Annotated in this window: 23 protein-coding genes; 11 read left to right on the top strand and 12 right to left on the bottom strand. The window is 63.7% G+C overall.

Features of this window, described 5'->3' with window-relative positions:
• Positions 1-10: 10 nt before the first annotated feature.
• The 3 genes from glsB to trmB form a co-directional block, all read right to left on the bottom strand.
• Entirely contained in the window at positions 11-931 is a 921-nt protein-coding gene (gene glsB / locus J9885_RS08890) for a glutaminase B (protein ID WP_210549004.1), read from the bottom strand.
• Between the two features lie 95 nt (positions 932-1,026).
• On the bottom strand, positions 1,027-1,359 hold the full coding sequence (locus tag J9885_RS08885; RefSeq protein WP_210549002.1) for a YggL family protein: 333 nt from the start codon (positions 1,357-1,359) through the stop codon (positions 1,027-1,029).
• 26 nt (positions 1,360-1,385) lie between these two features.
• The gene (trmB, locus tag J9885_RS08880; RefSeq protein WP_210549000.1) at positions 1,386-2,099 is read right to left on the bottom strand and encodes a tRNA (guanosine(46)-N7)-methyltransferase TrmB; all 714 of its coding nucleotides are present in this window, start codon (positions 2,097-2,099) and stop codon (positions 1,386-1,388) included.
• Between the two features lie 260 nt (positions 2,100-2,359).
• Between trmB and J9885_RS08875 the strand changes: the two genes are divergently transcribed.
• Together J9885_RS08875 and J9885_RS08870 are read left to right on the top strand one after the other, a co-directional pair.
• The gene (locus J9885_RS08875) at positions 2,360-3,427 is read left to right on the top strand and encodes a M20/M25/M40 family metallo-hydrolase (RefSeq protein ID WP_210548998.1); all 1,068 of its coding nucleotides are present in this window, start codon (positions 2,360-2,362) and stop codon (positions 3,425-3,427) included.
• A gap of 188 nt (positions 3,428-3,615) precedes the next feature.
• Positions 3,616-4,797 (top strand): PLP-dependent aminotransferase family protein, encoded by a 1,182-nt coding sequence (locus tag J9885_RS08870; RefSeq protein WP_210548996.1) that lies wholly within the window; start codon positions 3,616-3,618, stop codon positions 4,795-4,797.
• Positions 4,798-4,861: 64 nt separating this feature from the next.
• Here J9885_RS08870 and J9885_RS08865 read toward each other — a convergent pair whose 3' ends face one another.
• Entirely contained in the window at positions 4,862-6,403 is a 1,542-nt protein-coding gene (locus J9885_RS08865) for a cyclic diguanylate phosphodiesterase (RefSeq protein ID WP_210548994.1), read from the bottom strand.
• Between the two features lie 188 nt (positions 6,404-6,591).
• On the opposite strand from J9885_RS08865, the gene J9885_RS08860 reads away from it, so the two are divergent.
• A complete protein-coding gene (locus J9885_RS08860) occupies positions 6,592-7,506 on the top strand; it encodes a TIGR01777 family oxidoreductase (RefSeq protein WP_210548993.1) in 915 nt (304 codons plus the stop codon).
• 43 nt (positions 7,507-7,549) lie between these two features.
• Here J9885_RS08860 and J9885_RS08855 read toward each other — a convergent pair whose 3' ends face one another.
• A complete protein-coding gene (locus J9885_RS08855) occupies positions 7,550-10,003 on the bottom strand; it encodes an FtsX-like permease family protein (RefSeq protein ID WP_210548991.1) in 2,454 nt (817 codons plus the stop codon).
• A complete protein-coding gene (locus J9885_RS08850; RefSeq protein WP_043762443.1) occupies positions 10,000-10,719 on the bottom strand; it encodes an ABC transporter ATP-binding protein in 720 nt (239 codons plus the stop codon). Before J9885_RS08850 ends, J9885_RS08855 begins: the two co-directional genes overlap by 4 nt.
• A 57-nt stretch (positions 10,720-10,776) precedes the next feature.
• Between J9885_RS08850 and J9885_RS08845 the strand changes: the two genes are divergently transcribed.
• The gene (locus J9885_RS08845) at positions 10,777-11,385 is read left to right on the top strand and encodes an arylesterase (RefSeq protein ID WP_043762444.1); all 609 of its coding nucleotides are present in this window, start codon (positions 10,777-10,779) and stop codon (positions 11,383-11,385) included.
• A gap of 53 nt (positions 11,386-11,438) precedes the next feature.
• Here the strand turns inward: J9885_RS08845 and J9885_RS08840 are convergent, their stop codons facing one another.
• The 3 genes from J9885_RS08840 to J9885_RS08830 all read right to left on the bottom strand — a co-directional run bounded on the left by J9885_RS08840 (position 11,439) and on the right by J9885_RS08830 (position 14,541).
• Positions 11,439-12,383 (bottom strand): chemotaxis protein CheV, encoded by a 945-nt coding sequence (locus tag J9885_RS08840; protein WP_043762445.1) that lies wholly within the window; start codon positions 12,381-12,383, stop codon positions 11,439-11,441.
• Positions 12,384-12,714: 331 nt separating this feature from the next.
• Entirely contained in the window at positions 12,715-13,815 is a 1,101-nt protein-coding gene (locus J9885_RS08835) for a porin (protein WP_043762447.1), read from the bottom strand.
• A gap of 315 nt (positions 13,816-14,130) precedes the next feature.
• On the bottom strand, positions 14,131-14,541 hold the full coding sequence (locus J9885_RS08830) for a CBS domain-containing protein (RefSeq protein WP_210548989.1): 411 nt from the start codon (positions 14,539-14,541) through the stop codon (positions 14,131-14,133).
• Positions 14,542-14,687: 146 nt separating this feature from the next.
• Here J9885_RS08830 and J9885_RS08825 point away from each other — a divergent pair, with 146 nt between their 5' ends.
• The 3 genes from J9885_RS08825 to rlmJ are packed head-to-tail and all read left to right on the top strand — an operon-like array spanning position 14,688 to position 17,900.
• A complete protein-coding gene (locus J9885_RS08825) occupies positions 14,688-16,598 on the top strand; it encodes an ABC transporter ATP-binding protein (RefSeq protein ID WP_043762450.1) in 1,911 nt (636 codons plus the stop codon).
• Positions 16,591-17,052: a DUF2390 domain-containing protein gene (locus tag J9885_RS08820; protein WP_210548987.1), complete on the top strand. Its 462-nt coding sequence runs from the start codon at positions 16,591-16,593 to the stop codon at positions 17,050-17,052. Before J9885_RS08825 ends, J9885_RS08820 begins: the two co-directional genes overlap by 8 nt.
• On the top strand, positions 17,046-17,900 hold the full coding sequence (rlmJ, locus tag J9885_RS08815; RefSeq protein WP_210548985.1) for a 23S rRNA (adenine(2030)-N(6))-methyltransferase RlmJ: 855 nt from the start codon (positions 17,046-17,048) through the stop codon (positions 17,898-17,900). The genes J9885_RS08820 and rlmJ overlap by 7 nt, the downstream gene beginning before the upstream one ends.
• A 46-nt stretch (positions 17,901-17,946) precedes the next feature.
• On the opposite strand, the gene J9885_RS08810 is transcribed toward rlmJ, so the two are convergent.
• Positions 17,947-18,189, bottom strand: a complete 243-nt coding sequence (locus J9885_RS08810) for a hypothetical protein (RefSeq protein ID WP_210548983.1) — start codon at positions 18,187-18,189, stop codon at positions 17,947-17,949.
• A gap of 180 nt (positions 18,190-18,369) precedes the next feature.
• On the opposite strand from J9885_RS08810, the gene J9885_RS08805 reads away from it, so the two are divergent.
• The 4 genes from J9885_RS08805 (at position 18,370) to J9885_RS08790 (ending at position 20,834) form a co-directional block, all read left to right on the top strand.
• Positions 18,370-18,732 (top strand): DUF2061 domain-containing protein, encoded by a 363-nt coding sequence (locus J9885_RS08805; RefSeq protein ID WP_134697270.1) that lies wholly within the window; start codon positions 18,370-18,372, stop codon positions 18,730-18,732.
• A gap of 114 nt (positions 18,733-18,846) precedes the next feature.
• On the top strand, positions 18,847-19,440 hold the full coding sequence (locus J9885_RS08800; protein WP_210548982.1) for an MliC family protein: 594 nt from the start codon (positions 18,847-18,849) through the stop codon (positions 19,438-19,440).
• 302 nt (positions 19,441-19,742) lie between these two features.
• Complete coding sequence (locus tag J9885_RS08795) at positions 19,743-20,174, top strand: MerR family transcriptional regulator (protein ID WP_210548980.1); 432 nt, start codon at positions 19,743-19,745, stop codon at positions 20,172-20,174.
• Positions 20,175-20,228: 54 nt separating this feature from the next.
• Positions 20,229-20,834, top strand: a complete 606-nt coding sequence (locus tag J9885_RS08790; protein WP_210548979.1) for an NAD(P)H-dependent oxidoreductase — start codon at positions 20,229-20,231, stop codon at positions 20,832-20,834.
• Between the two features lie 75 nt (positions 20,835-20,909).
• Here the strand turns inward: J9885_RS08790 and putP are convergent, their stop codons facing one another.
• Both putP and J9885_RS08780 read right to left on the bottom strand, forming a co-directional pair.
• A complete protein-coding gene (putP, locus tag J9885_RS08785) occupies positions 20,910-22,418 on the bottom strand; it encodes a sodium/proline symporter PutP (protein ID WP_134697272.1) in 1,509 nt (502 codons plus the stop codon).
• Positions 22,419-22,692: 274 nt separating this feature from the next.
• A complete protein-coding gene (locus tag J9885_RS08780) occupies positions 22,693-23,619 on the bottom strand; it encodes a L,D-transpeptidase family protein (protein ID WP_210548977.1) in 927 nt (308 codons plus the stop codon).
• Between the last annotated feature and the right edge of the window lie 221 nt (positions 23,620-23,840).

Raw genomic sequence — 23,840 nt, 5'->3', positions numbered from 1 at the left:
TAGTGAAAAATTAGAAGATGGAGCGACCAAGGCGCTCTGCCAGCAGCTCCAGCGCCGCCGTCCCCGCCAGGGAGTTGCCCGCCTTGTTGAGTTCGGGCGACCAGACACAGACGCACAGCTCTCCCGGGATCAGCGCCATGATGCCGCCCCCCACCCCGGACTTGCCCGGCATGCCGACCCGGTAGGCGAAGTCACCCGCCTCGTCATAGAGGCCGCAGGTGGCGAGCAGGGCGTTGACCTGTTTGGTGGTGCGGGCCGGCAGCAGCGGCGCCGTCTCATTGAGCGGGACGCCGCGGTTGGCCAGATAGATGAACGTCCTGGCCAGGTCGACGCAGCTCATGCGGATGGCACAGGCATTGAAATAGCTCTGCAGCACCTTGTCCACCTCGTTTTCGAAGTTGCCATAGGCCTTCATCAGATAGGCGATGGCGGCGTTGCGGGCGGAGTGCTGGTACTCAGAGCGGGCGACCACCTGATCCGCCATGATGGTCGGGTTGCCCGAGAGCCGGCGCGCCAGCTCCAGGGTGCGCTGACGCGGGGCGGTGAGCCGGGTCTCCAGCAGATCGCTCACCACCAGGGCACCGGCGTTGATGAAGGGGTTGCGGGGAATGCCGTGCTCGAACTCCAGCTGGACGAGGGAGTTGAACGGCTGGCCGGAGGGCTCCTTGCCCACCCGGGCCCAGATCTCCTCCTCCTGATAGAGGGTGAGGGCCAGGGTCAGGCTCAGGGCCTTGGAGATGCTCTGGATGGAGAAGGGCTCGAAGGCGTCACCTGCGGTGAACAGCTCCCCCTCCACGGTACAGACCGCGATCCCGAGGCGGTCGGCCGGCACCTGGGCCAGGGCCGGAATGTAATCGGCCACCTTGCCCTGCCCGAGCAGCGGACGCACCTCTTCCAGGATGCTGGCCAGTAATTCGGATGACAACACCATTGGCAATTCCATGACGTGAGACGGGGTGAGACCAGCCCACCGACAAAAATCCCGCCGACGGCGGGATTTTTCTATCTGCCCGGGGCAGTCTGATATCAGGCCGGCTCGCCGTACCAGAGATCGAACAGTTCGGTGACCACCACGGCCTCCAGTCCCTTGCCTTCCAGCCAGGACTTGACGGCGGCGCGGTCTTCCTCGGTGCACTTGCCGAGTTGCTGGGTGCAGATCATGCCTTCCCAGGCCAGGTGACCGGAGCCGGCGAAAGCCAGCTTGCGAGGTTCGATCACCTCGTCGATCAGCGCATCGACCACGGCATCAATGGTCTCTTCGGCGGTGCCGACCGGGAAGTTGAAACCGATGTCGAACCCCATTTCCTGGAATTCGTCGACGCGCAGTTTCTTACGCAGGCGGCGGCTACGATTGGCCATGCTAGCTCCTTAGTTGATACGTTGACTCAGTTGACTCGTTTGAAAATCAGATCCCAGACACCGTGGCCCAGACGGTGGCCACGTTGCTCGAATTTGGTCAGCGGGCGCCACTCGGGACGGGGCACCCAGTTGCCGGTGGCGGAGGTGTTCTCGTACCCCTCGGCGACGCTCATCACCTCCAGCATGTGCTCGGCGTAGTTTTCCCAGTCGGTGGCCATGTGGAAGACACCACCGATGGCCAGCTTCTGGCGAATGGCCTGGGCAAAGGCCGGCTGGACGATGCGGCGCTTGTGGTGACGGCTCTTGTGCCAGGGATCCGGGAAGAAGAGCTGCAGGCAGGCGAGAGAACCGTTCGGGATCATGTGCTCCAGCACTTCCACCGCGTCGTGGCAGAGGACACGCAGATTGGTGATGCCGGCTTCCTGGGCAGTGCCGAGGCAGGCACCCACGCCCGGGGAATGCACCTCGATGCCGATGAAGTTCTTCTCGGGGGCATTCTTGGCCATCTCAACCAGGGAGGCACCCATGCCGAAGCCGATCTCCAGCACCACGGGGGCCTCGCGGCCAAACAGCGCGACCAGGTCGAGCTGCTTTTGCTCAAAATCGATGCCCATGACCGGCCAGAGATCTTCCAGGGCCTTCTCCTGCCCCTTGGTCAGGCGGCCTTCGCGACGGACGAAGCTGCGGATCTTGCGCATGAACTTGCCATCTTCGTTAAACACATCTTGGGTCACAGACATAGTAAATTGCTCGTTCTTTCATCGCTCTGGATCAGAGGCGACATAAATGGATCGCTCGTTATTGCATCAATCGGCAAAAACAGGGGAGCGAATTATCCCAAGATAGGCACGGGGTGCAAGTGTTTCCCGCAACAAATCCCCTCGAACTGACCACTTCCGCTGGCCAGGTTGACAAATGCCACCCCCTTCACAGAATCTGCCGGGCGTCAGGCGCATCCTGTTCACTCAGAATAAAACCATACACAACAAAGGATTGCAGTATGAAGAAAACCCTGTTGGCCTTCGCGATCCCGGCCCTGCTGGCCGGATGCAACCCCTCAGACAACGACTCCCAGCCCCCGTCACCCGCGACCCAGGCCTATGAGTATCTGGTGCAGCTGAGCTCGAGCGCCGAAGGCATAGGCGCCAGACCCACCGGCAGCGACGCCGAGACCCAGGCCGCCGCCTGGATCCAGGACCACCTGGCCGGCTGGGGCTACGAGGTGCAGAACCAGCCCTTCACCTACACCCGGGGCGGCACCGACCGGACCTCCCGGAACATCGTCGCCGAGCTCAAGGGCCAGAGCGACAAGGTGATCCTCATCGGTGCCCACTATGACAGCACCGGCGAGAAGAAGGGCTCGGAAGGGGCCACCGACAACGGGGCCGGCGTCGCCGCCCTGCTGGCGGTCGCCGAGGCGCTCAAGGGCCAGACCCTGCCCTACACGGTGCGCTTCGCCTTCTTCGGCGCCGAGGAGAACGGCCTCAACGGCTCCAAGGCCTATGTCGCCAGCCTCGACACCGCCGCCGTCGCCAAGCTGCTGGCCATGGTGAACTACGACACCATCGCCGGGGGCGACATCGTCTACGTCCACTCGGCCCACTCCGACGTGGCCGAGTACAGCTGCGCCGACCCGAGCCGCTACAGTTTTGATCCCAAGGTACGCGACCGCCTGCTGGCCATCTCCCGGCAGACGTCCACCCCCTTCGCCATTCACCCCAGCTACGACGGCTACCCGGAGGGTGAGACCGGCAGTTGGTCCGATCACGCGCCGTTCGCCTGCCTGGGAGTGCCCGTCGCCTACGTGGAGGCCACCAACTTCACCATCAACGGGGAGGACGGCTACGACGGCTACTCCCAGAGCACCAACCCGGCGCTGTGGGACTGCTACGACGCCACCACGAAAAGCGCCTGCGATCGGGACAGCGAGACCCAGTGGGGCAAGATCTGGCATACCGGCAACGACCGTCTCGACAAGATGGCCGAGCTCTTCCCGGGCCGGATCGAGCAGCAACTCGGGGCCAACACCGACCTGATGATCCGTTTCCTGAAAGAACCCGGGCTCTGATCTCAGGGCTCTCCGGCAGGGCTTTTTGCGCCCCCGGCCAGGGTTGAAGCGATAAAATTCGGGCAGGTGTCAAACCTGCCCTTTTTTATGGATTTTTGTGACAGCCATTGCCTCATTTCTGAAATCTGATACAAACGGATAACCTGGCGGTTGAATGGAGCGACCGCCACCTAGTCAGAGAGAACCCTATGCAGCCGTTTTTTGCCCAGCGCTTCGAGAAGGTCGAGCCTTCCTTTATCCGTGAAATCCTCAAAGTCGCCGCCAATCCGGAGATCATCTCCTTCGCCGGCGGCCTGCCCAATCCCCACCTGTTCCCGGTCAAGGCCATCGAGCAAGCGTGCCAGGACGTGCTGCGCGAGCAGGGAGCCGCGGCGCTGCAATATGCCACCACCGAGGGGTTTGCCCCGCTGCGCCAGTACATCGCCGATCGCTACCTGAGCCGCCACGGCATGGAAGTCAATCCGGACAACATCCTCATCACCAGCGGCTCCCAGCAGGCGCTGGATCTGCTGGGCAAGGTGCTGGTCAACGAGGGGCAGGATCTCATCATCGAAGAGCCGGGCTACCTCGGTGCCATCCAGGCGTTCTCCGTCTATCAACCGAACTTCAAGCCCATCACCCTGGGTGAAGAAGGACTGGATCTGGCCGCGCTGGATGCGCTGCTGGAGCAGGGTACCAGTGCCAGGCTGCTGTACGGGGTGCCGAACTTCCAGAACCCGAGCGGCGTCTCTTACAGCCGCGCCAACCGCGAGGCCCTGGCCGAGCGCCTGGTGCGCCACGATCTGCTGATGGTGGAAGACGACCCCTATGGCGAGCTGCGCTTCGAAGGGGAGCACCTGCCCCCCATCGCCAAGCTGGCCCCTCACAATACCGTGCTGCTCGGATCCTTCTCCAAGACGGTCGTGCCCGCCTTCCGCCTGGGCTGGATGGTGGTGCCGGACTGGCTGCGCAAGAAGGTCACCATCGCCAAGCAGGCCACCGACCTGCACAGCAACGCCTTCAGCCAGCAGGTACTGCACCGCTTCCTCTGCGACAACTCCCTCGACGCTCACCTGGAGAAGATCAAGGAGGTCTATGGCCGCCAGCGTGCCGCCATGGAAGCCGCCCTGACGCGCCACTGCCCGCCTGGCGTCAGCTACACCCGCCCCGAGGGGGGCATGTTCCTCTGGCTGACCCTGCCGTCCAGCGTCAGCGCCATGGCCCTGTTCGACGAGGCGATCAAGGAGAAGGTGGCCTTCGTACCCGGCGCCCCCTTCTATGTGCGCCCCGAGATCCAGAACACCCTGCGCCTGAGCTTCTCCTGTGTGGATGAAGCGACCACGGAAGAGGGCATCCAGCGTCTGTGCCGTGCCCTGGCCCGCATGCTCTAAGCGAGCCGGCCATAAAAAAACCAGCGACCCCGTCGCTGGTTTTTTTTCGTCCCCCGTTCGGGCCTCAGTGGCTGTCCGGCGCCAGCAGGCTGGCGAACGCCGTCATGGGCATGGGCCTGCCATAGAGGTACCCCTGCTGGAAGGTCACCCGGCGCGCCCGCAGATAGTCCGCCTGGACCTGGTTCTCCACCCCTTCCGCCACCAGTTGCAGGCCGAGGCGGGTCGCCAGATCGATGACGTTCTCCACGATGTGGCTGGAGAGGGCATCCGACCCTATCATGCCGACGAAGCTCTGATCGATCTTGAGGAAGTCGACCTGGAAAGCCTGCAGATAGGCGAGGCTCGAGTGGCCCGTGCCGAAGTCGTCAATGGCGATGAAGACGCCGAGGGCGTGCAACTCGGCAAACAGCCGGTCCGTGGTCTCGTCCGCCACGATCAGCTCCCGCTCGGTCAGCTCCAGCACCAGCTTGACGGGGTTGTCCCGAAAGGCGTTGATGAAGTTCCGGCAATCCTCCACCAGACTCAGGTCACGGCAGTGGCTGGCGCTGATGTTGAACCCGAAGTGGAACCCCTTTGGCAGCGTCCGGGCCTGGGGCGAGAAGGCCTCCCGCACCTGCTTCATCAGGGAGCGGGTCATGGGCACGATGAGGCCGCACTCCTCCGCCATGGGGATGAAGCGATCCGGCGAGATCAGCCCGTGACGGGGGTGCTGCCAGCGCATCAGCACCTCGCAGCCGCTCCATGTCCCCTCCTCCCCCGTCACCACAGGCTGCAGATAGGGGATGAACTCCTGCTTCTCCAGAGCCCGCCGGAACTCTTGCAGCGGCGAGGCGGCCCGCCCCATCAGCCAGAAAGTGGCCAGCCCCATCAGCAGACCCACCAGGGGGTAGGCGATGATGCCGACCCTGGAGTAGTCCCAGATGTGGGTGCCGAACTCGTTGGTCGACACCGTGGTCACCACCTTGAACGGATACTTGCTCGACGCCAGCTCCAGATAGCCGGGGCTATCCGGGGGGATGAGGCGGTCGGTGAGCCGGCTCTCCCGCAGCAGCATCTCCTTGCCGACCACCAGCCCCAGGGGCGAGGTGCGGCTCAGCATGTCCAGGATGTTGAGCAGGTAGTAGCCATCGACCCCCACCAGCACGCTGAACTCCCCCACCCCCTGCCGGTAGACGATGAGCGGCCGGTTCGGGGTGACCGGGTTGCCCTTCATCAGATCGAGCATGCCATCCGTGTAGTCCCCCAGCAGGAAGCTCCCGCTCACCGGGCCATAGAGGGAGGTGCAGTAGATGGTCTCGCCCCTGGCGAGGTTGACGCTGCGCACATCCGGCACCGTCGCCACCTGATCCCGCAGCCCCTGGACCACCTCCAGGCAGGGCTTGTCCAGACTGCTGCCCAGGGCCGATGCCGCCAGCCTGGCATTGTCCAGGGTGCGATCGAACATCAATATGGCGTGATCCAGCCGCGCCATCGCATCCTGCCTCACCCCTGTGGTGGTCTGCCAGACGACGATGACAGCGCCCAGCACCATGGGCAGCAGGCCAGCCAGCAAGGCGCACAGCAGCCTGATGTAGAATTGACGCACCCTTAATCGGCGTAATGGCATAGGAGCCCTCATGGTCAAGGCGAAAAAGCGCTCAAGTTTACTCGTTGAGGCTCGCTTGGCAAGCCTGAATGGCGCCATCCGGGCTCGGTCCTGGCCAGGCCACAAATCATAATGCTTATAAAAACAGGCGCTTGTCCATCAAGCGCCCAGCCTCTAGAGTAGAGCCAGAGGCAGCTGGGAGGCACAGCATGAAGATACTGATCACGGGAGGCACGGGTTTCATCGGTCGCCGCCTGGTGGCGCACCTCAAGGTGGCGCACGAGGTGGTGGTACTGACCCGCCAGGGCAGCGCGGCCCATGAGCTGCTCGGCCACGACATCACTCTGCTCGACAGTCTGGACAGGCTGGATCACCTCAACGACGTGGACATCGTCATCAACCTGGCGGGTGAACCCATCGCCGCCGGGCGCTGGAGCGACGCCCGCAAGCAGCTGCTGTGCAACAGCCGCTGGTTGCTGACCGAGCAGCTGGTCGATCTCGTCAAACTCTCCAGCACGCCCCCCAAATTGCTGCTCAATGCCTCCGCCATCGGCTGGTATGGGCGCCAGGACGACACCCCGCTGGACGAGCAGTGCCAGACCCCCCATGACGAGTTCACCCACCGCCTCTGTCAGCAGTGGGAGCAGCTGGCCCTGCAGGCCCGTTCGCCCCAGACCCGGGTCTGCATCCTGCGCATCGGCCTGGTGCTCGGCATGGAAGGGGGCGCCCTGCCCAGGATGCTGCCTCCCTACCGCCTCGGTCTCGGCGGCCCCATGGGCTCGGGGTCTCAGGTGATGAGCTGGATCCACGTGCAGGACCTGGTGCGCGCCATGCTGTTTCTCATCGAGCACGGCGAGAGCGACGGCATCTTCAACGGCACGGCACCGCAACCGGTCAGCAATCGCCAGTTCAGCCAGGCCCTCGCCGCCACCCTCCATCGCCCGCATCTCTTCTTCGTGCCGGCCCCCCTGCTGCGGCTCCTGATGGGAGAGGCGGCGGATCTGCTGCTCACCGGCCAGCACGTCCTCCCCGTCCGCCTGCAACAGGCGGGCTTCCACTTCACCTATCCGGCGCTCCCCGAGGCCCTGGCCGACCTGCTGCGTCCCCGTCCCGGCCGCCCATGAAAAATCCCGACCTGGGTCGGGATTCTTGTCGTGCAGTCTTGCGTCAGAGCAGCCCCTGCCCCAGGCCCCTGAGCCGGTCGCTCAGGGTGCCCGCCAGCAGCTGGCGACGCATGCCCTGCCCGGCCAGGGTGACCAGCAGTGCCCCCAGCAGAGGCAGGCTCCCCCAGATGGCCCAGTGGAACTGCCATTGGGCCCCCTGCCACCACCACTGCAGTCCGAAGGAGCAAAGCTCCACCACCATGGCGGCGCAGAGCCCGGCCAGGGCACCGCTGGCCACCAGCTCCCAGCGCAGCATCTTCTCGAGCAGGGCGCTGCCCGCTCCCAGGGTACGCATCAGCAGCAGCTCCCGACGGCGGTGGGCCATGCTGGCCTGGGTCTGGGTCAGCAGCACCAGCAGGGCGGCCACCGTCACCAGCCCCAGCATCAGCCCCAGGGCCCGGCTCACCTGATCGGAGACCAGGGTCAGCCGGCCTATCAGATCCTCCACGTCGATGAGGCTCACCGTGGGATGGCGGCGGATGATCTCCACCTCGGCGCTGCGCCCCTGCTCCGACAGCTGGGCAGGCAGCCGGTAGCTGCCAAGCCAGGTCTGGGAGAAGGGGGCCAGCACGTCAGGGGAGAAGATCATGTAGAAGTTGGGCCTCATGTTGTCCCACTTGATGGATCTCAGGCTGGTCACCCTGGCCTCGAAGGCGCGCCCCTCTATGGTGAAGCCGAGCACGTCCCCCAGGGCAATGCCGAGCCGCTCCGCCAACGCCTCGTCGACGGAGACCTCCCCCTTGCCACCGAGCCATTGGCCGGACGTCACCTTGTTGTCGGGGGGCAGGGCCGCCGTGGTGGTGAAGTTGAGCTCCCTGTCCACCCCCTCACGGGCCGCGTCTTCCCCCACGGCCTCCCCCGCTATCCTGGTCAGGCGCCCGCGCACCATGGGATAGAAGTCCGAGGTGATGGCACCGGCCCGGTGCAGGTCGGCCAGTATGCCTTCGCGCTCCACATCAGCCACATTGACCAGGAAGCGGTTGGGGGCATCGTCGGGCAGACGGGTGGAGAAGTCCTCAAGCAGATCGACCCTGGCCGCCCACAGGAGCCCGAACAGCATCAGGGCCAGGGCGAAGCCCGCCAGCTGGAACAAGCCGCTGCTGCGCTCCCGGGAGAGGTGGCTGATGGCGAGGCGCAGGGCATGGGGCCCCTTGAGCCGGCTGCCGAGGCGAAGCAACCCGGAGGCGAGCAACGCCAGCAGCAGCATCAACACCCCCATGCCACCGATGAGGCCCACCGCCAGCCTGACGTCGGCAGTGAACCCCCACACCAGCGCAAACAGGCCGAGCAGACCCACAGGTACCATCAGCCAGGGGGGGATGCCAGCTTCCAGCTCCCGGCGCAGTACCCGCAGCGGCGGCACCTTGAGCAGCCGCAGGAAGGGCACGAACGCCAGCAACAAAGTGATGAAGAAGGCGACCGCCAGCCCCAGGGCGAAAGGACGCCAGGAGGGGGGTGGGAGATCCGCCGGCAGCAGATCCCCCAGCAGGTAGAGCGTCAGCCACTGCATGGCGCTCCCCGCCGCCAGCCCGATCAACGCCCCCGCCAGGGTGAGTGAGAACAGCAGGGTGCCCATCAGCTGCCAGAGGGTGCGCCGCGACGCGCCGAGCGTCTTGAGCAGCGCCACCATGCTGGTCTGGCGCTCGGCAAAGTGGCGCACGGCGATACCCATGGCCAGCGCCCCCAGCAGCACACCGGCGAGGGACGCCAGGCGGAAGAAGCGTTCGGCATTGGCCAGGGGCTTGCCGACCTGGGAGCCCTCGTCGTCCGGCTTGATCAGCTTCTGCCCAGGCATCAGCTGGGTACTCAGCCATGCCTCATAACGGGCGACATTCTCTCGCGGCCCCTTGATGAGGTAACGCCACTGCTGGCGACTGCCCGGCAAGAGGGCACCGGTCGCCTCCACGTCGGCGCTGTGGATCAGTGCCCGGGGCGCCATCTGGAAGGGGCTGAACCCCTGATCCGGCTCCTGTCCCAGCTCACCGGCCACCTTCAGTCGGGTGTTGCCAACCTCGAGCTCGTCCCCCGCTTTTGCACCCAGCAGCAGCATCACCCGGGCGGAGAGCCAGATCTCCCCCGGAGCCGGGGCGCGCTGGGGATTGAGCTCCAGCTTGCCGTAGAAGGGGAAGTCGCTTGGCACGGCGCGGATGGACGCCAGCTGCAGGGCCTCGCCGTGAAACAGCATGCTGTTGAAGCTCACCGTGGTCTGGACTAGCAGCCCCTCCTGCTTCGCCTGCGCCAGCCAGGCGGCCGGCGCCGGGGTCGCGGATCGCAGCACCCGGTCCGCCCCGATGAAGTCCCGTCCCGACGCCTTGAGCCCGGCATCCAGGCGATCCGCCACCAGGGCCACGCTCAGTACGCAGGCCACGCTCAGCGCCAGCGCCAGCACAAACCAGCGCAGCTCGCCGCTGAACCCTTCCCGGCGCAGCAGCTTCAATCCCAGTCGCCACTGACTCATGACAGCTCCCCGACCCGGGCCGCCGCCACGGAACTCGGCGCATCCGGCATCAGCCGCCCCGCAGCCATCACCAGCTGGCGCTGACAGCGCTGGGCCAGCTCGTGATCATGGGTCACCACCACCAGGGTGGTGTTGTGCTCCCGGTTCAGGCGAAACAGCAGTTCGATCACCGTCTCCCCTGTCTTGCTGTCCAGGTTCCCGGTCGGTTCGTCCGCCAGGAGCAGGCTGGGGCGGGTCATGAAGGCGCGGGCGATGGCGACCCGCTGCTGCTCCCCGCCGGAGAGGCGTGGCGGCAGATGGTGCAGTCGCTCGGCCAGTCCGACCTGGGCGAGCAGTTCCCGGGCGCGGGGTTCGCTGTCGGTCTCGCCGCGCAGCTCCGCCGGCAGCATGACGTTCTCCAGGGCGCTCAGGGTGGGGAGCAGCAGGAAGGACTGGAACACGAAGCCCACCTGCTCGGCGCGCAGCCTGGCGCGCCCCTCCTCGTCCAGCCGGGTGAGCGACTGGCCGAGGATCTCTATCTCGCCGCTGCTCGGCAGATCCAGGCCGGCCAGCAGGCCGAGCAGGGTGGACTTGCCGGAACCGGAGGCGCCGACCAGCGCCAGTGTCTCGCCGGTATTGACTTGCAGATCGATCCCTTCAAGGATGGTGAGACTTTCCTGGCCGAGGCGAACGGTCTTGCCGAGCCCCCTGACGGTGATAATGGGCGTTGAACTCATCTTGGGTTTCCTGTTTGCCAGAGCCTGTAATGACAATAGAACTTGGGAGTTGAATGCATGATGCGTCTCTTGTTTGCCGTGAGTTGCCTGTGGTGCTGGGTCGCCTCTGTCCAGGCCCAGACCCTGCTGGTGCTGGGTGACAGCCTGAGTGCCGGCTATCAGATGCAGGCCGAGCAGAGCTGGCCGGCCCTGCTCAATGAAAAATGGCAGCAGCAGGGCGGCGGGCACACCCTGATCAACGCCAGCATCAGTGGTGAAACGACCCAGGGGGGGCTTGCCCGCCTGCCCGCCCTGCTCGAGACACACAAGCCGGACTGGGTGTTGATCGAACTCGGCGCCAACGACGGCCTGCGGGGGTTTGCCCCCGCCATCACCCGGGCCAACCTGGCCAAGATGGTGGAGCTGGCCAAGGCGAGCCAGGTGAAAACGGTGCTGACCCAGATCCAGCTGCCCCGCAACTACGGTGCGCGCTACCTGCAGCAGTTCGAGCAGATCTTCCCGGACCTGGCGCAGGCCAACGACCTGCCCCTGATGCCCTTTTTTCTGGATGATATTGCGCTTCGCCCTGAACTCATGATGAACGATGGACTGCACCCGACGGCCGAGGCCCAGCCCCAGATACGCGACCGGGTAGCCCGTTTCATCGAGCCCCTGCTGACCCAGTAGCCCAATGCGAAGCCCCCGCCATGGCGGGGGCTTCGTACTCGTCGGTTCCCGGCTCAACGTCCCAGGATCTGACGCATCCGCTCCTGCACCACGTCCACCAGCAAGTCGGGCTGGAACTTGGAGATGAAGCGATTGCACCCCACCTTCTTGACCATGGCCTCGTTGAAGTTGCCGCTCAGGGAGGTGTTGAGGGTGATGAAGAGATCTGCCATGCGCGGATCGCTGCGCACCTCGTGGGTGAGGCGATAGCCGTCCATCTCCGGCATCTCGGCGTCCGTGATCATCAGCATGATCTCGTCGGTCACCTTCTTGCCTCCGTCACACCATCCCTTGAGCAGCTTGAGAGCCTGCAACCCGTCCTGACACTCCATCACCTCCAGCCCGAGCTGGGCCAGCGTCTCGCGCACCTGGTTGCGCGCCGTGCTGGAGTCGTCGACGATGAGCACCTTGCGCCCCTGCATCTGGGGCAGCATCTCCTCGTCCAGCACGTGGGCCGAGATGCGCACGTCATAGGTGATGATCTCGGCCAGCACCTTCTCCACGTCGATGATCTCGACGAGCTGATCGACGCCCCCTTCCGGGACGCGGGTAATGGCGGTCAGGTAGTTGGAGCGGCCCGCCGAGCGCGGCGGCGGCAGTATGTCCTTCCAGGTCATGTTGACGATGTGTGCGACCTGCCCCACCAGGAAGCCCTGGATGGTGCGGTTGTACTCGGTGATGATGAGGTTGGATTCCTGGTCGATGGTCATGGGGCGCATGCCGATGGCACCGCGCAGATTGATGACGGGAATGGAGACACCGCGGATGTTCGCCACGCCGCTGATGTTGTGATGGGCCCCCGGCATCTTGTTGAGATGGGGCAGCTTCACCACCTCCCGCACCTTGAAGACGTTGATCGCAAACAGCTGCTGCCCGCCCAAACGGAACATCAACAGCTCCAGGCGATTCTCACCCACCAGCTGGGTACGTTGATCCACCGAATCCAATATGCTCGCCATATAAAGCCCTTACGTCCGTTTCCCGAGTGCCGCCCCTTCGGGGTGCCACCTGCCAACCAGACTCGCCCTCCCCCGGCCGGGGCAACGCAAGTCCCTATAGAAATAATAAAAAGGATCGAGGAAAGATAGGCTCTTGACCACGGGGCGTGATCCCCGCCCCATCGCCACACCAGGAACGGAAAAACCGATCGCCCACTGCCCGACAACAAGGGTATCGACCAGGAAGGGGCAATGCTGAACCCCGGATCGGGTCTTTACCAAATCGCGCCCATAAAAAAACCGGCCGCAATGCGGCCGGTCAACAGGGTACAGCAGGCAGTCAGGGAATGACTTAGAAGTTGTACTGCAGGGCTACCGCCACGATGTCGTCGGTAGACTGGTTCAGGCTGTTCTTGCCGGTAGAGCCGACTTCGTCCAGCAGGTTCAGCTTGTAGTCAACATAGGCGTTGAAATTGTCGGTGAAGTTGTACCAGACGCCCATGGAGACGTATTCGGTCGCGGTGTCATCGATGCCGTGAGCGCTGTCCTTCACGTCGGTGCGCAGGTAAGCCAGGGACGGCTTGAGCTTCGGCGTGATGTTGTACTGCACGACGGCTTCGTAACCATCCATCTTCTCGGCATAACCACTCATGGAGCCGGTGTTGACGAAGAGGTGATCTTCACCGTGTGAGTAGGTGGCAGCCATGTAGAGGTCGCCGACGGCGTACTTGGCACCCACACCGAACAGCTTGGCGTCGCTGTCGCCACCGAAGCTCACGTTCTCGGCCTGCTCGTCGGTCTTGCCAGCCTGGTTGTAGGCGGCACCCAGGCTCAGGCCCATGTCGAAGTCATAGTTGGCGGACAGGGCATAACCCTCGGAGGAACCCTTCGGAGTCCAGGTGCCGTTCGGGCCGATGCGCTCGCTGCGGCTCTCGTTCTGCGGGTCGTTGTTGCCAGTGAACTGGGCGCCCAGGGTCAGACCCTGCCAGTTGTAGATGTACTGGGCCAGGCCATTGGTACGACCGGTGCCGAACACCTCGGTCCCCTTGCCCAGGCCGTCACCGCCCCACTCAGGCAGCACGTCGGTATAATCGTTCACCGCCTTGGTGAACAGGCCGTCCTGACGACCGTAGCTGAAGGCACCGAAACGATCGTGCTTGATACCGGCGAACGCATAACGCAGCTCGTCATTGTCAGACCCGGAGACCGGCAGGTTGTACTCGGCGAAGCCGAACGCAGTCAGCTCTTCATCGACCTTGGTTTCACCCGCGATGTGCAGACGCAGATAGCTGGCATCGCCTTCGCTGTCGTTGTCATCGGTGCCGTAGTACATGCCCTGAGCGCGACCACCGATCTCCAGCTTGGAGCCATTCTGATCGTAAACGGTAGCGGCCTGTGCGCCACCGGCCAGCAGCAGGCTGGAGATGGCCATCGTCAATGCTGTCTTTTTCATTATTAGTTCCTCTGGTGTAAACACTCTCTGTCAGACCTGTGCTCGGTCGTTTGATCGGGTTTATGTTCCGATGGCCTAAGGTAGATCCACAAACCTTGATGGGAACTGAAGCGATGTGAGATTAATTATAAAAACGCCAATTTCACCATTTCAGACGACACCAGATGTCGCATGACAGCGAAAGCACAGAATTAATCACTATTATTTATTGCTTATCAGAACCATTCCAGCGCCATAGCTGAACAATACAGATGAATATATCAAAGAGGACGCATGAGAGGCTTGTCAGGATGGACAGCGCGCCCTCCCGGAGGGTCAGACAGGTTGCCAGCCTCTCATGATCCTGAGCAGGTCTTTCCAGCTCACGATGCCGACCAGGGCGCCATTCTCCAGCACCGGCAGACAGGAGATGTGCCGCTCCAGCATGATGGCGGCCGCTTCTTTCAGGGTGCAGTTGGGGGAGACGGTGACGGGATGGCGGCTCATGATCTGGTGGGCACGCCGGTTGAGGGTCTCGGTGTCGCGGTTCATTTCGGCATCCGTGTCCAGATAGGGGCTGAGGGCGCGCAGCAGATCCCGGTCCGAGATCACCCCCACCAGCTCCTCTTCCTCCACCACCAGCAGGTGGCGAAAGTTCGCCTGTTCGAAGATCTCCTTGATGACGCCCAGCCTGTCGTCCATGGAGACGGTCGCAACCCGGGTCGTCATGATCTCTTTAATCAACATGGTCAGCCTCCTGCCACCAGATGTCTCTGTTATGACACGTTTTTCCGGCCGCAGCCATCCCCCCGCCCCTCAAGTGCAAATTTGTGCCATTTCACGTAAGATCCGCGCCAGATTCTCTCCTTCAATTGAGCCAAGCAGACCCATCCATGATAGTTGCCAGTCAAATCGAACTGATCCGCGGCGGCCGCACGCTGCTGGACAACGCGTCCGCCACCATACATCCCGGCCACAAGGTGGGCTTGGTGGGCAAGAACGGCTGTGGCAAGTCCACCTTCTTTGCGCTGGTGCGGGGCGAGCTGGCCATCGACAACGGCAGCTTCAGCCTGCCCGCCGGCTGGCAGATTGCCGGCGTTGCCCAGGAGACCCCGGCACTGGAGTGCTCCGCCCTCGACTACGTGATCGACGGCGACAAGGAGTTTCGCACCCTGGAGGCCGAGCTGGCCAAAGCCGAGGCGGATGACAACGGTCTGCTGGTGGCCGAGCTGCACGGCAGGCTCGATACCATAGGCGCCTACAGCATTCGCGCCCGCGCCGCCGAGCTGCTGCACGGCCTCGGCTTTGGCGGGGATCAGCTGAGCTCGCCGGTGCGCAGCTTCTCCGGTGGCTGGCGCATGCGCCTGAACCTCGCCCAGGCGCTGCTCTGCCGCTCCGATCTGCTGCTGCTCGATGAACCGACCAACCACCTGGATCTCGATGCCGTCATCTGGCTGGAGAAGTGGCTCAAGAGCTACCAGGGCACGCTCGTGCTGATCTCTCACGACCGGGACTTCCTCGACTCCGTGGTCGGGCGCATCATCCACATCGAGAACGGCAAGCTCAACGAATACACCGGCGGCTATTCCGACTTCGAGCTGCAGCGCGCCGAACAGCTCGCCCAGCAGCAGTCCATGTACGAGAAGCAGCAGCGGGAGATGGCCCACATGCAGTCCTATGTGGATCGCTTCCGTTACAAGGCCTCCAAGGCCCGCCAGGCGCAGAGCCGGTTGAAAGCCATGGAGCGGATGGAGAAGATCCTGCCCGCCCACGCCGATTCCGAGTTCAGCTTCGAGTTTCGCGAGCCCTCGGCCCTGCCGACCCCTCTCATCGCCATGGAGAACCTCAGCGCTGGCTACGGCGACAAGGTGATCCTGGAGAAGATCAAGCTCAACCTGGTGCCGGGCTCGCGCATCGGCCTGCTCGGGCGCAACGGTGCGGGCAAGTCCACCTTCATCAAGATGCTGGCGGGCTCCAATGCGCCGCTATCAGGCAAGCTGGAAGTGAGCGCCGGGGTCAGCATCGGTTACTTCGCCCAGCATCAGCTGGAGACCCTGCGTCTGGATGACTCTCCTCTCGATCACCTGGTGCGTCTCGCCCCGGACAAGACGGAGCAGGAGCTTCGCAACTACCTCGGCAGCTTCGGCTTCCACGGGGACAAGGTGCTGGACAAGGTGGCCCCCTTCTCCGGCGGCGAGAAGGCGCGCCTGGTGCTGGCCCTCATCACCTGGCAGCGCCCCAACCTGCTGCTGCTGGATGAACCGACCAACCATCTGGATCTGGAGATGCGCCACGCCCTGACCATGGCGCTGCAAGGGTTCGAAGGGGCCATGGTGGTGGTCTCCCACGACCGTCACCTGCTGCGCACCACCACGGATGACTTCTATCTGGTCCACGGCGGCCGGGTCGAGCCGTTCGACGGCGACCTCGACGACTACCACAAGTGGCTCGGCGAGCAGGAGAGAGAGGCCAACGCCAAGCCGGCGGACGGCCCCGTCTCTGCCAACTCGGCGGTGGCGCGCAAGGATCAGAAACGCCTCGAGGCCCAGTTCCGCCAGCAGACCCGGCCGCTTCGCCAGAAGCTCGAGAAGCTCGAGGCTGGCATGGAGAAGCTGCAAGGGAAACTCGCCGACATCGAGCAGCAGCTGGCCGACCCCGCCATCTACGAGGAGAGCGCCAAGCAAAAGCTCTCCGAGCTGCTAAAGTCCCAGGGTCCCCTCAAGGAGGAGCTTGAGGAGATAGAACTGGAGTGGATGAACCTCTCCGAGGAGCTGGAAACCATGGAGCAAGCCTTCTTTGCGTGACGAACAGATGATGACAAGCGAGCGGATCGGCGCCGACGCGCTGCCCACTCCCCTCGACTTCTGGGTGTGGAGCAGCCAGGTCTATGGCCAGCGCAGCCAGGACTGGCTCCATGTGCAGAGCCTGGGCGGCAACGTCAACCTGGCCCTGCTGCTGCACTATCTGGACCAGAGCGGGATCCCGGTCGATCTCACCGATCTGCAGCCGGGCCTGGTGCAGACCGAAGCCGTGCTGCTCCCCTGGCGTGCCCTGCGTCAGCAGGCCAAGAGCCGGGTGGCCGACGAGGAGTATCAGGCCATGCTGGCCCACGAACTGGAACTGGAGCGGCTGCAGCAAGGCGTCTTGTTGCAGACCCTGCGCGAACTTTCCCTCTCCCGGGGCAAGAGCCACAACCTGTCAAACTATCTATCGTTACTGGGTGCCCAACAGGGCCCCCTCAGAGATCTCATATGCTGAGCTACCGCCACGCCTTCCACGCAGGCAACCACGCCGACGTGCTGAAACACGCCGTACAGGCCATGATCATCGAGTCCCTCAAGAAGAAGGAGAAACCCTTCATCGTGCTGGATACCCATGCCGGCGGCGGTCTCTACGACCTGCGCGGCGACTGGTCGCAGAAGAAGGCGGAATACGCCGACGGCATTGGCCGGCTGTGGGATGAGCGAGCCCAGTGGGTGGCCATGGCGCCGTATCTGGGTGTCATCGAGGAGATGAACCAGGGCGGCGATCTGCACTACTACCCGGGCTCCCCCGAGCTCTCCCGCCGCCTCATTCGCGAGCAGGACAAGCTGGCCTTGATGGAGCTGCACAACAACGAGGTGGAGGACCTGCGCGCCAACATGGGGTACGACCCGCGCGTCGCCGTCCACCATCGCGACGGCTTCGAGGGGCTGGTCGCCCTGCTGCCCCCCACCCCTCGCCGCGGCCTGGTGCTCATCGATCCCCCCTATGAGCTGAAAGAAGACTACTTCGCCGTGGTCGATACCCTTAAAAAAGCGCAAAAGCGCTGGGCCACCGGCATCTACGCCCTCTGGTATCCCATCCTCGGCCAAGAGGCGGACAAGTCCCGGGACATGCTCAAGGCGATCAAGCGGGAGAACTTCGGTAACGTCTTGGTCGCCGAGCTGGAAGTGGCCGGCCAGACCAGCGATTGGGGCATGAACGGTTCCGGGATGCTCATCGTCAGCCCCCCCTGGATGCTGGATGAGCAGATCGAAGCCTTCTTGAAACCCCTGTGCGCCAGGTTGGCCCAGGGCGCCGGCGCCCAGTACAGGGTGGAGTGGCTGAACCAGGCCGAGGCCTGACCGCTCACCCGTTGCAAAAAACGACAAAGCCCCGCAAGGGGCTTTTCTATGACTGCGGCAGCGGCGGCTGAGGTTGCTCAGCGCCAGGTCTTACGGGCAGATCCCGCCAGAGCGCCAGAATGAGCAACGCCAGCAGGGCGAAGGGCGGTGCCAGGCAGAGCAGCACGCACAGGAAGGTGACAAGCACCGGATGGCGGCTCTTGCGCCGGGCCAGTCGCCAGGCCACGACGCCGACGATGATCATCAGCAGCAGGATGAACAGCACATAAATGTTGGCATTGATGGTCATGAAAGCTCCTTTTTCATGGTAAAAGGCACACTCTAACGCTGGTTCGGCCCCATACTACTCCCAATTCGGTGGGGGAATGTCGATCGATAGGCTTTTTCTATTTCGCCAATAGATGAGAATGGTTTTCATTTGATGGTGTTCTGGGTGATACTGCCTTCATCGCCAGAGGGAGCCACCACCATGAAAAAGACCATCAGCTTTGCCGCCCTGCACTTCAGTGTCGCCTTCACCGTGGCTTACCTGCTGACCGGCGAGCTGCTCACCGCCAGCCTGATCGCCCTGATCGAACCCGCCGTCAACACGGTCGCCTTCTACTTCCACGACCTTGGCTGGCGCAGGTTCAAACCCGAGCACAGCCTGCAGGCCAAGACCAGCAGCTTCGCACTGGTGCACTTCTCTGTGGCCTTCGGCGTCGCCTTCCTGCTGAGTGGCGAGCTGCTCACCGGCGGCGTAATGGCACTGATCGAGCCTGCCATCAACACAGTGGTGTTCTTCTTCCACGAGCGGCTGTGGCGCAGCCGCCAGCAACTGGCGCTGGCCTGATCTTCCTCCCTTCTTCCGGGCCGTCCGGCGCAAAAAACGCTCGGCGTCCCTGCGCCATTATGTTGTAGAGTGTGCTCTAGTTATGGGGTATTCCCCTTTTGCTGGAGCCTTTCGATGAACAAGATGCTGTTTGCCGCCCTCTCTCTCTCGCCGCTGCTGGCCACGGCGGCCACTCCCTCCTTCGACTGCACCAAGGCCCACAGCACGGCCGAGCAGCTTGTCTGTCAGGATGCAGGGCTCGCCGCACTGGACAACGAACTGGCGACCCTCTACCCCAAGGCGCTGGCCAACTTCAATGACGAGCAGAAAAAGACGGAGAAGGCGATACAGCGCGGCTGGATCAAGGGGCGCAACGAGTGCTGGAAAGAGAGTGACGCACGCCAATGCGTGGAGAAGAGCTACCAGATGCGGATCACCGAGCTGCAGATCAAGGGCGGCCAGCTGATGGTGCCAAGCCCGGTGGACTACCAGTGCGGCAACAAAGTGACCCTTTCGACCTATTTCTACAACGAGGCCAAACTGCCCGCTGCCGTGATCAACCTGAACGAGGGGAACGACCAGCAGCAGGTGCTCGCCTATGAAACCCCCAGCGCCAGCGGGGCCAGATATGAAGGGCAAAACCTCACCCTTTGGACCAAGGGAGATGACGCGACACTGGAGCGCTATGGCCAGCCTGCCCTTAACTGCAACGAGATCCCGCGCAACTGATCCCCCACCCGGCCAGGGAGCCGGGCAACCACTTCCGTACAAACAGCAAGAGGGTCACCAACAGGTGGCCGCTCGCCCCCCTTTTCCTATCCCCTGCCCCTCTCGCCAATCCAGTCCGGGCCTGAGGAGCGGGCGACACCCTGTTGAACGCAAGGCCCTCCCATTCGATGGGGCAACGCCATATCCAGAGCGCGGCTGCGCAATGCACTGCGCCGATGGTGCGTCCCGCCCCCGTGGGGATGCATTCCCCCCTGCCACTGGCCTATAGTGGGCATCTTTCACACCCCTTTGCGAGCAGCACCATGTATATCGGCGAATTTGCCCGGCTGGCGGGCACCACCCCAAAGGCGGTCCGTCTCTACGAGCAGCTCGGGCTGCTGCCCGAGCCCAGGCGGCACGGCAAGTATCGCGTCTACCAGGCAGAGGATCTGGAGTGGGTCGGCTTTATCCGCGAGGCTCAGCAGCTCGGCTGCAAATTGAGCGAGCTGGCCCCCTTGCTGGCGGGCCTCACCAGTCTCGCCGAGTTTCCCTGGCAGAAGGTGGAGCAGCTTATCGCGGGCAAGCTGGCACAGATAGAAGCGGAGGTGGCCAGGCTGCAACGCCAGCACCAGGCCTTGAGCCAGTGCGCCACGCTGCTGGCGCAGCACCCCTGCCGCTATGGCGCCCCGGTCCGGCAATCCCCCGACGGGCGGGATCATCCAGCCGCCGCGGATCGGGCGCACAAGGTGGCTTGACTCTGTCCCATGGGGCAAGGGGTGTAATGGGGGCTCACTTCAAGGAGCCATACCATGACCCCCACCCTGCTTGTTTTCAACGGCAACCCCAAACCCGACAGCCTCTGCCACGCCCTCGCCCGAGAGTATGCCCGCAGCGCCGAGCAAGGGGGCGCGCGCGTCACCCTGCATCACGTGGGAGGGCTCGCCTTCGCGCCGGATCTTCACCATGGCTATGACGAGGTGCAGCCCCTCGAACCGGATCTGCAGGCGGTGCAGCAGAGCCTGACGCAAGCCCACCATCTGGTGATCGTCGCCCCCGTCTGGTGGGGCCACCTGCCTGCCCGGCTCAAGGGGCTGCTGGATCGCACCCTGCTGCCGGGGTTCGCCTTTCGCTACCAGCCGGGGAAGGCGCACCCAGAGCGGCTGCTCGCCGGCAAGACGGCGCGCCTGCTGCTCACCATGGACAGCCCCCCTTGGTATTACCGCTGGTGGCAGGGTGCCCCCGTGGAGCGTACCCTGGACCAACCGGTGCTGGGGCTGTGCGGTATCCGGCTGACCCATCGCCAGCATCTGGGGCCCGTCCACACCTCGGATGAGGGGGCCCGCCAGCGCTGGCTCGGCCAGGCCGGGGCCGCCGCCCGCCAGGATGTGCAGCGGCTGGGCAGGCGCCCCGCCTAGCCCCTGCCTTGCCATGGGCATTTTTTGCCCATAAAAAAGCCCCGCAGTTGCGGGGCTTTTGTCGTCGAGGCGGGGTTATTTCACCGCGATGGCGTCGGCCATGGGGCTCTGGAACTCCTGCTCGGCTTCTGCGAATCGATCCTGCATGGCCTGGGAGGGAGCCTTGTCCAGCAGGCTGAACACCACGATCGCCACGCCAGCGAACAGGAAGCCTGGGATGATCTCGTACAGACCCAGCCAGCCGAACTGCTTCCAGACGATGACGGTCAGGGCACCGACCAGCATGCCAGCCAGGGCGCCGTTACGGGTCATGCGGGACCAAAGCACGGAGAGCAGCACCACGGGGCCGAAGGCGGCACCGAAGCCGGCCCAGGCGTAACTCACCAGACCCAGTACCCGGTTTTCCGGGTTCACGGCCACGGCGATGGCGATGAGGGAGATCAGCAGCACCATGGCACGGCCGACCCACACCAGCTCTTTCTGGGAGGCGTTCTTGCGCAGGAAGGGCTTGTAGAGATCCTCGGTGATGGCGCTGGAGCAGACCAGCAACTGGCAGCTGAGGGTACTCATGACCGCCGCCAGGATGGCGGAGAGCAGCACACCGGCGACCCAGGGGTTGAACAGGATCTTGGAGAGCTCGATGAAGACCCGCTCGGGGTTGCCGGTCACACCACTCGCCTGCTCGGTGAAGGTGGAGAAGTAGGAGAGGCCGAAGAAGCCGATGGCCACGGCGCCGCCCAGGCACAGCACCATCCAGGTCATGCTGATGCGACGGGCATTGGTCATGGAGTGGTGGGAGTCCGCCGCCATGAAGCGCGCCAGGATGTGAGGCTGACCGAAGTACCCGAGGCCCCAGGCCATCAGGGAGATGATGGCGATGAAGTCCAGGTTCTTGAACATGTCGAGGTTGCTGGCATTCTGCGCCGCCACCTGCACCATGGCGGTGTCGATACCACCCACGGCGATGATGACGAAGACCGGGGTCAGGATCAGGGCGAAGATCATCAGGGTCGCCTGCACGGTATCGGTCCAGCTCACCGCGAGGAAGCCACCGAAGAAGGTGTAGGTGATGGTGGCCGCGGCACCGACCCAGAGGGCGGTGTCATAGCTCATGCCGAAGGTGCTCTCGAACAGGCGGGCACCGGCCACCACGCCGGAGGCGCAGTAGATGGTGAAGAACAGCAGGATCACCAGGGCAGAGAGGATGCGCAGCACCCGGCTCTTGTCCTCGAAGCGGTAGGTGAAGTAGTCCGGCAGGGTCAGTGCGTTGCGGTTCTTCTCGGTATGAACCCGCAGCCGACCGGCGACCCAGCGCCAGTTGAGATAGGCGCCGATGACCAGACCGATGGCGATCCAGCTCTCGGAGATGCCGCCGATGAAGACGGCGCCGGGCAGGCCCATCAGGAGCCAGCCACTCATGTCGGAGGCACCGGCGGAGAGGGCGGTCACCCAGCTCCCCATACGGCGGCCGCCGAGAATGTAGTCGTCAAAGTTGCGGGTGGCGCGATAGGCGATGAAGCCGATCAGGACCATCCCGAGGATGTACACCAGGAAGGTGATGAGCATGGGGGTGCTAGCTGTCATTCAAAACTCCGTTATGTGACGTCTGTGCCCGTTCTTGTGACGGGCTCTTCCTTAAAAAAACCGGCCTAGAGTAATCAGCGGATCGCCTGATCACAACCACTTTTAACAAATAAAAAACACAAGAAAAACGTTTCACACCTAATCAAGTAACCACTCACTGCCATGAAGGCCGGATTTTATCCCAATACACCAAGGATTTACCCTGATGTTCCCCTTCCCGATGACATAAAAAAGCCCCGGCAGAGGCCGGGGCTCGAGTTCGATGAAAAAACGATCAGCGGTTGATGGCGATGGGCATGCCGCTGCGCTGCTCCAGGGCCTGCTTGACCAGCTGGGAGTCGCTGTCCGCGTGGGCGATGAAGCGGGTCACGGCGGTGGACATGGGCAGCGGTGCCGGCAGGCTGGAGTCGAACTCCTCCTGGCTGCGGGAGAGCGGCTGGTGCACTTCCAGATAGCGGCGGCCATCCGGCTCGACAGAAGCCTTGATGGGCTGGTTCACAAACTGGACGCGAGTACCGACCGGGACCTGCTTGAACAGGTACTCGATGTCGTCGTTGCGCAGCCGCACGCAGCCGTGGCTCACTCGCAGGCCGATGCCGAACTGGGCGTTGGTGCCGTGGATGGCGTACATCTTGCCGATGTAGAGCGCGAACAGCCCCATGGGGTTGTCCGGACCGGCCGGCCAGACCGCAGGCAGGGTCTCGCCACGGGCGGCGTACTCGGCGTGCATCTTGGCGGTCGGGGTCCAGGTCGGGCCCGCCTTCTTGCGCTGTACGCTGGTCACCCAGTCTTCCGGGGTGTCGGTGCCGAGCTGGCCGATGCCGATGGGCAGCACTTCAACCACCTTCTTGCCCTTGGGATAGTAATAGAGGCGCATCTCGGCCACGTTCAGCACTATGCCCTCACGGGGGGCATCCGGCAGGATCAGCTGGTGCGGAATGACCATCTTCTCGCCGGCCTGCAGCAGCAGGGGATCCGCCTTGGGGTTGGCTTCGAGCATGTTGGTCAAGCCCAGCTGGAACTTGGCCGCGGCGGCTTCCAGGGGCTGGCCCGCCTCTTCGGCCGACACCACGTAATCCAGGTTCTCACCCACCAGGCGGCTGTTGGCTGCGGGCAGGGCATATTCGATGGCGAGGGCGGGCATGGCGGTCAGGAGCAGACTGCAGCACAGTGCGGCCGCCGTGTTGTGGAGGAGCTTCATAACGTTCCTGTGATAAAGGGGATGGTTCAGTACTCTGGCCAGGCCGGGGGCGCAGGCCCCCGGGGCAAAGAGAAGGCCGCCATTTTTCTCTTCTGCCTGCCAAATTTCAACCGCTGCGTGATGACGGTCAGTGATTAAATAAGGTACAGCGCCACACCCCCTCTTCAACGCCGGAAGCGGTATCAGCCAGCCTTCCAGGCGTGCATATCATAACCGGTTGG

Source organism: Aeromonas sp. SrichE-2G, from assembly GCF_017939565.1.
Lineage (GTDB): Bacteria > Pseudomonadota > Gammaproteobacteria > Enterobacterales > Aeromonadaceae > Aeromonas > Aeromonas taiwanensis.
This window is presented reverse-complemented; position numbering and strand designations above follow the sequence as displayed.

Coding starts and splice junctions, on each gene's coding strand:
- J9885_RS08860 (WP_210548993.1), top strand. CDS start 6,592: ATGAAGATACTGATCACGGGAGGCACGGGTTTCATCGGTCGCCGCCTG.
- J9885_RS08855 (WP_210548991.1), bottom strand. CDS start 10,003: ATGAGTCAGTGGCGACTGGGATTGAAGCTGCTGCGCCGGGAAGGGTTC.
- J9885_RS08875 (WP_210548998.1), top strand. CDS start 2,360: ATGAAGAAAACCCTGTTGGCCTTCGCGATCCCGGCCCTGCTGGCCGGA.
- J9885_RS08840 (WP_043762445.1), bottom strand. CDS start 12,383: ATGGCGAGCATATTGGATTCGGTGGATCAACGTACCCAGCTGGTGGGT.
- J9885_RS08870 (WP_210548996.1), top strand. CDS start 3,616: ATGCAGCCGTTTTTTGCCCAGCGCTTCGAGAAGGTCGAGCCTTCCTTT.
- J9885_RS08790 (WP_210548979.1), top strand. CDS start 20,229: ATGACCCCCACCCTGCTTGTTTTCAACGGCAACCCCAAACCCGACAGC.
- putP (WP_134697272.1), bottom strand. CDS start 22,418: ATGACAGCTAGCACCCCCATGCTCATCACCTTCCTGGTGTACATCCTC.
- J9885_RS08845 (WP_043762444.1), top strand. CDS start 10,777: ATGATGCGTCTCTTGTTTGCCGTGAGTTGCCTGTGGTGCTGGGTCGCC.
- J9885_RS08835 (WP_043762447.1), bottom strand. CDS start 13,815: ATGAAAAAGACAGCATTGACGATGGCCATCTCCAGCCTGCTGCTGGCC.
- trmB (WP_210549000.1), bottom strand. CDS start 2,099: ATGTCTGTGACCCAAGATGTGTTTAACGAAGATGGCAAGTTCATGCGC.
- J9885_RS08825 (WP_043762450.1), top strand. CDS start 14,688: ATGATAGTTGCCAGTCAAATCGAACTGATCCGCGGCGGCCGCACGCTG.
- rlmJ (WP_210548985.1), top strand. CDS start 17,046: ATGCTGAGCTACCGCCACGCCTTCCACGCAGGCAACCACGCCGACGTG.
- J9885_RS08795 (WP_210548980.1), top strand. CDS start 19,743: ATGTATATCGGCGAATTTGCCCGGCTGGCGGGCACCACCCCAAAGGCG.
- glsB (WP_210549004.1), bottom strand. CDS start 931: ATGGTGTTGTCATCCGAATTACTGGCCAGCATCCTGGAAGAGGTGCGT.
- J9885_RS08830 (WP_210548989.1), bottom strand. CDS start 14,541: ATGTTGATTAAAGAGATCATGACGACCCGGGTTGCGACCGTCTCCATG.
- J9885_RS08805 (WP_134697270.1), top strand. CDS start 18,370: ATGAAAAAGACCATCAGCTTTGCCGCCCTGCACTTCAGTGTCGCCTTC.
- J9885_RS08810 (WP_210548983.1), bottom strand. CDS start 18,189: ATGACCATCAATGCCAACATTTATGTGCTGTTCATCCTGCTGCTGATG.
- J9885_RS08865 (WP_210548994.1), bottom strand. CDS start 6,403: ATGCCATTACGCCGATTAAGGGTGCGTCAATTCTACATCAGGCTGCTG.
- J9885_RS08780 (WP_210548977.1), bottom strand. CDS start 23,619: ATGAAGCTCCTCCACAACACGGCGGCCGCACTGTGCTGCAGTCTGCTC.
- J9885_RS08885 (WP_210549002.1), bottom strand. CDS start 1,359: ATGGCCAATCGTAGCCGCCGCCTGCGTAAGAAACTGCGCGTCGACGAA.
- J9885_RS08800 (WP_210548982.1), top strand. CDS start 18,847: ATGAACAAGATGCTGTTTGCCGCCCTCTCTCTCTCGCCGCTGCTGGCC.
- J9885_RS08850 (WP_043762443.1), bottom strand. CDS start 10,719: ATGAGTTCAACGCCCATTATCACCGTCAGGGGGCTCGGCAAGACCGTT.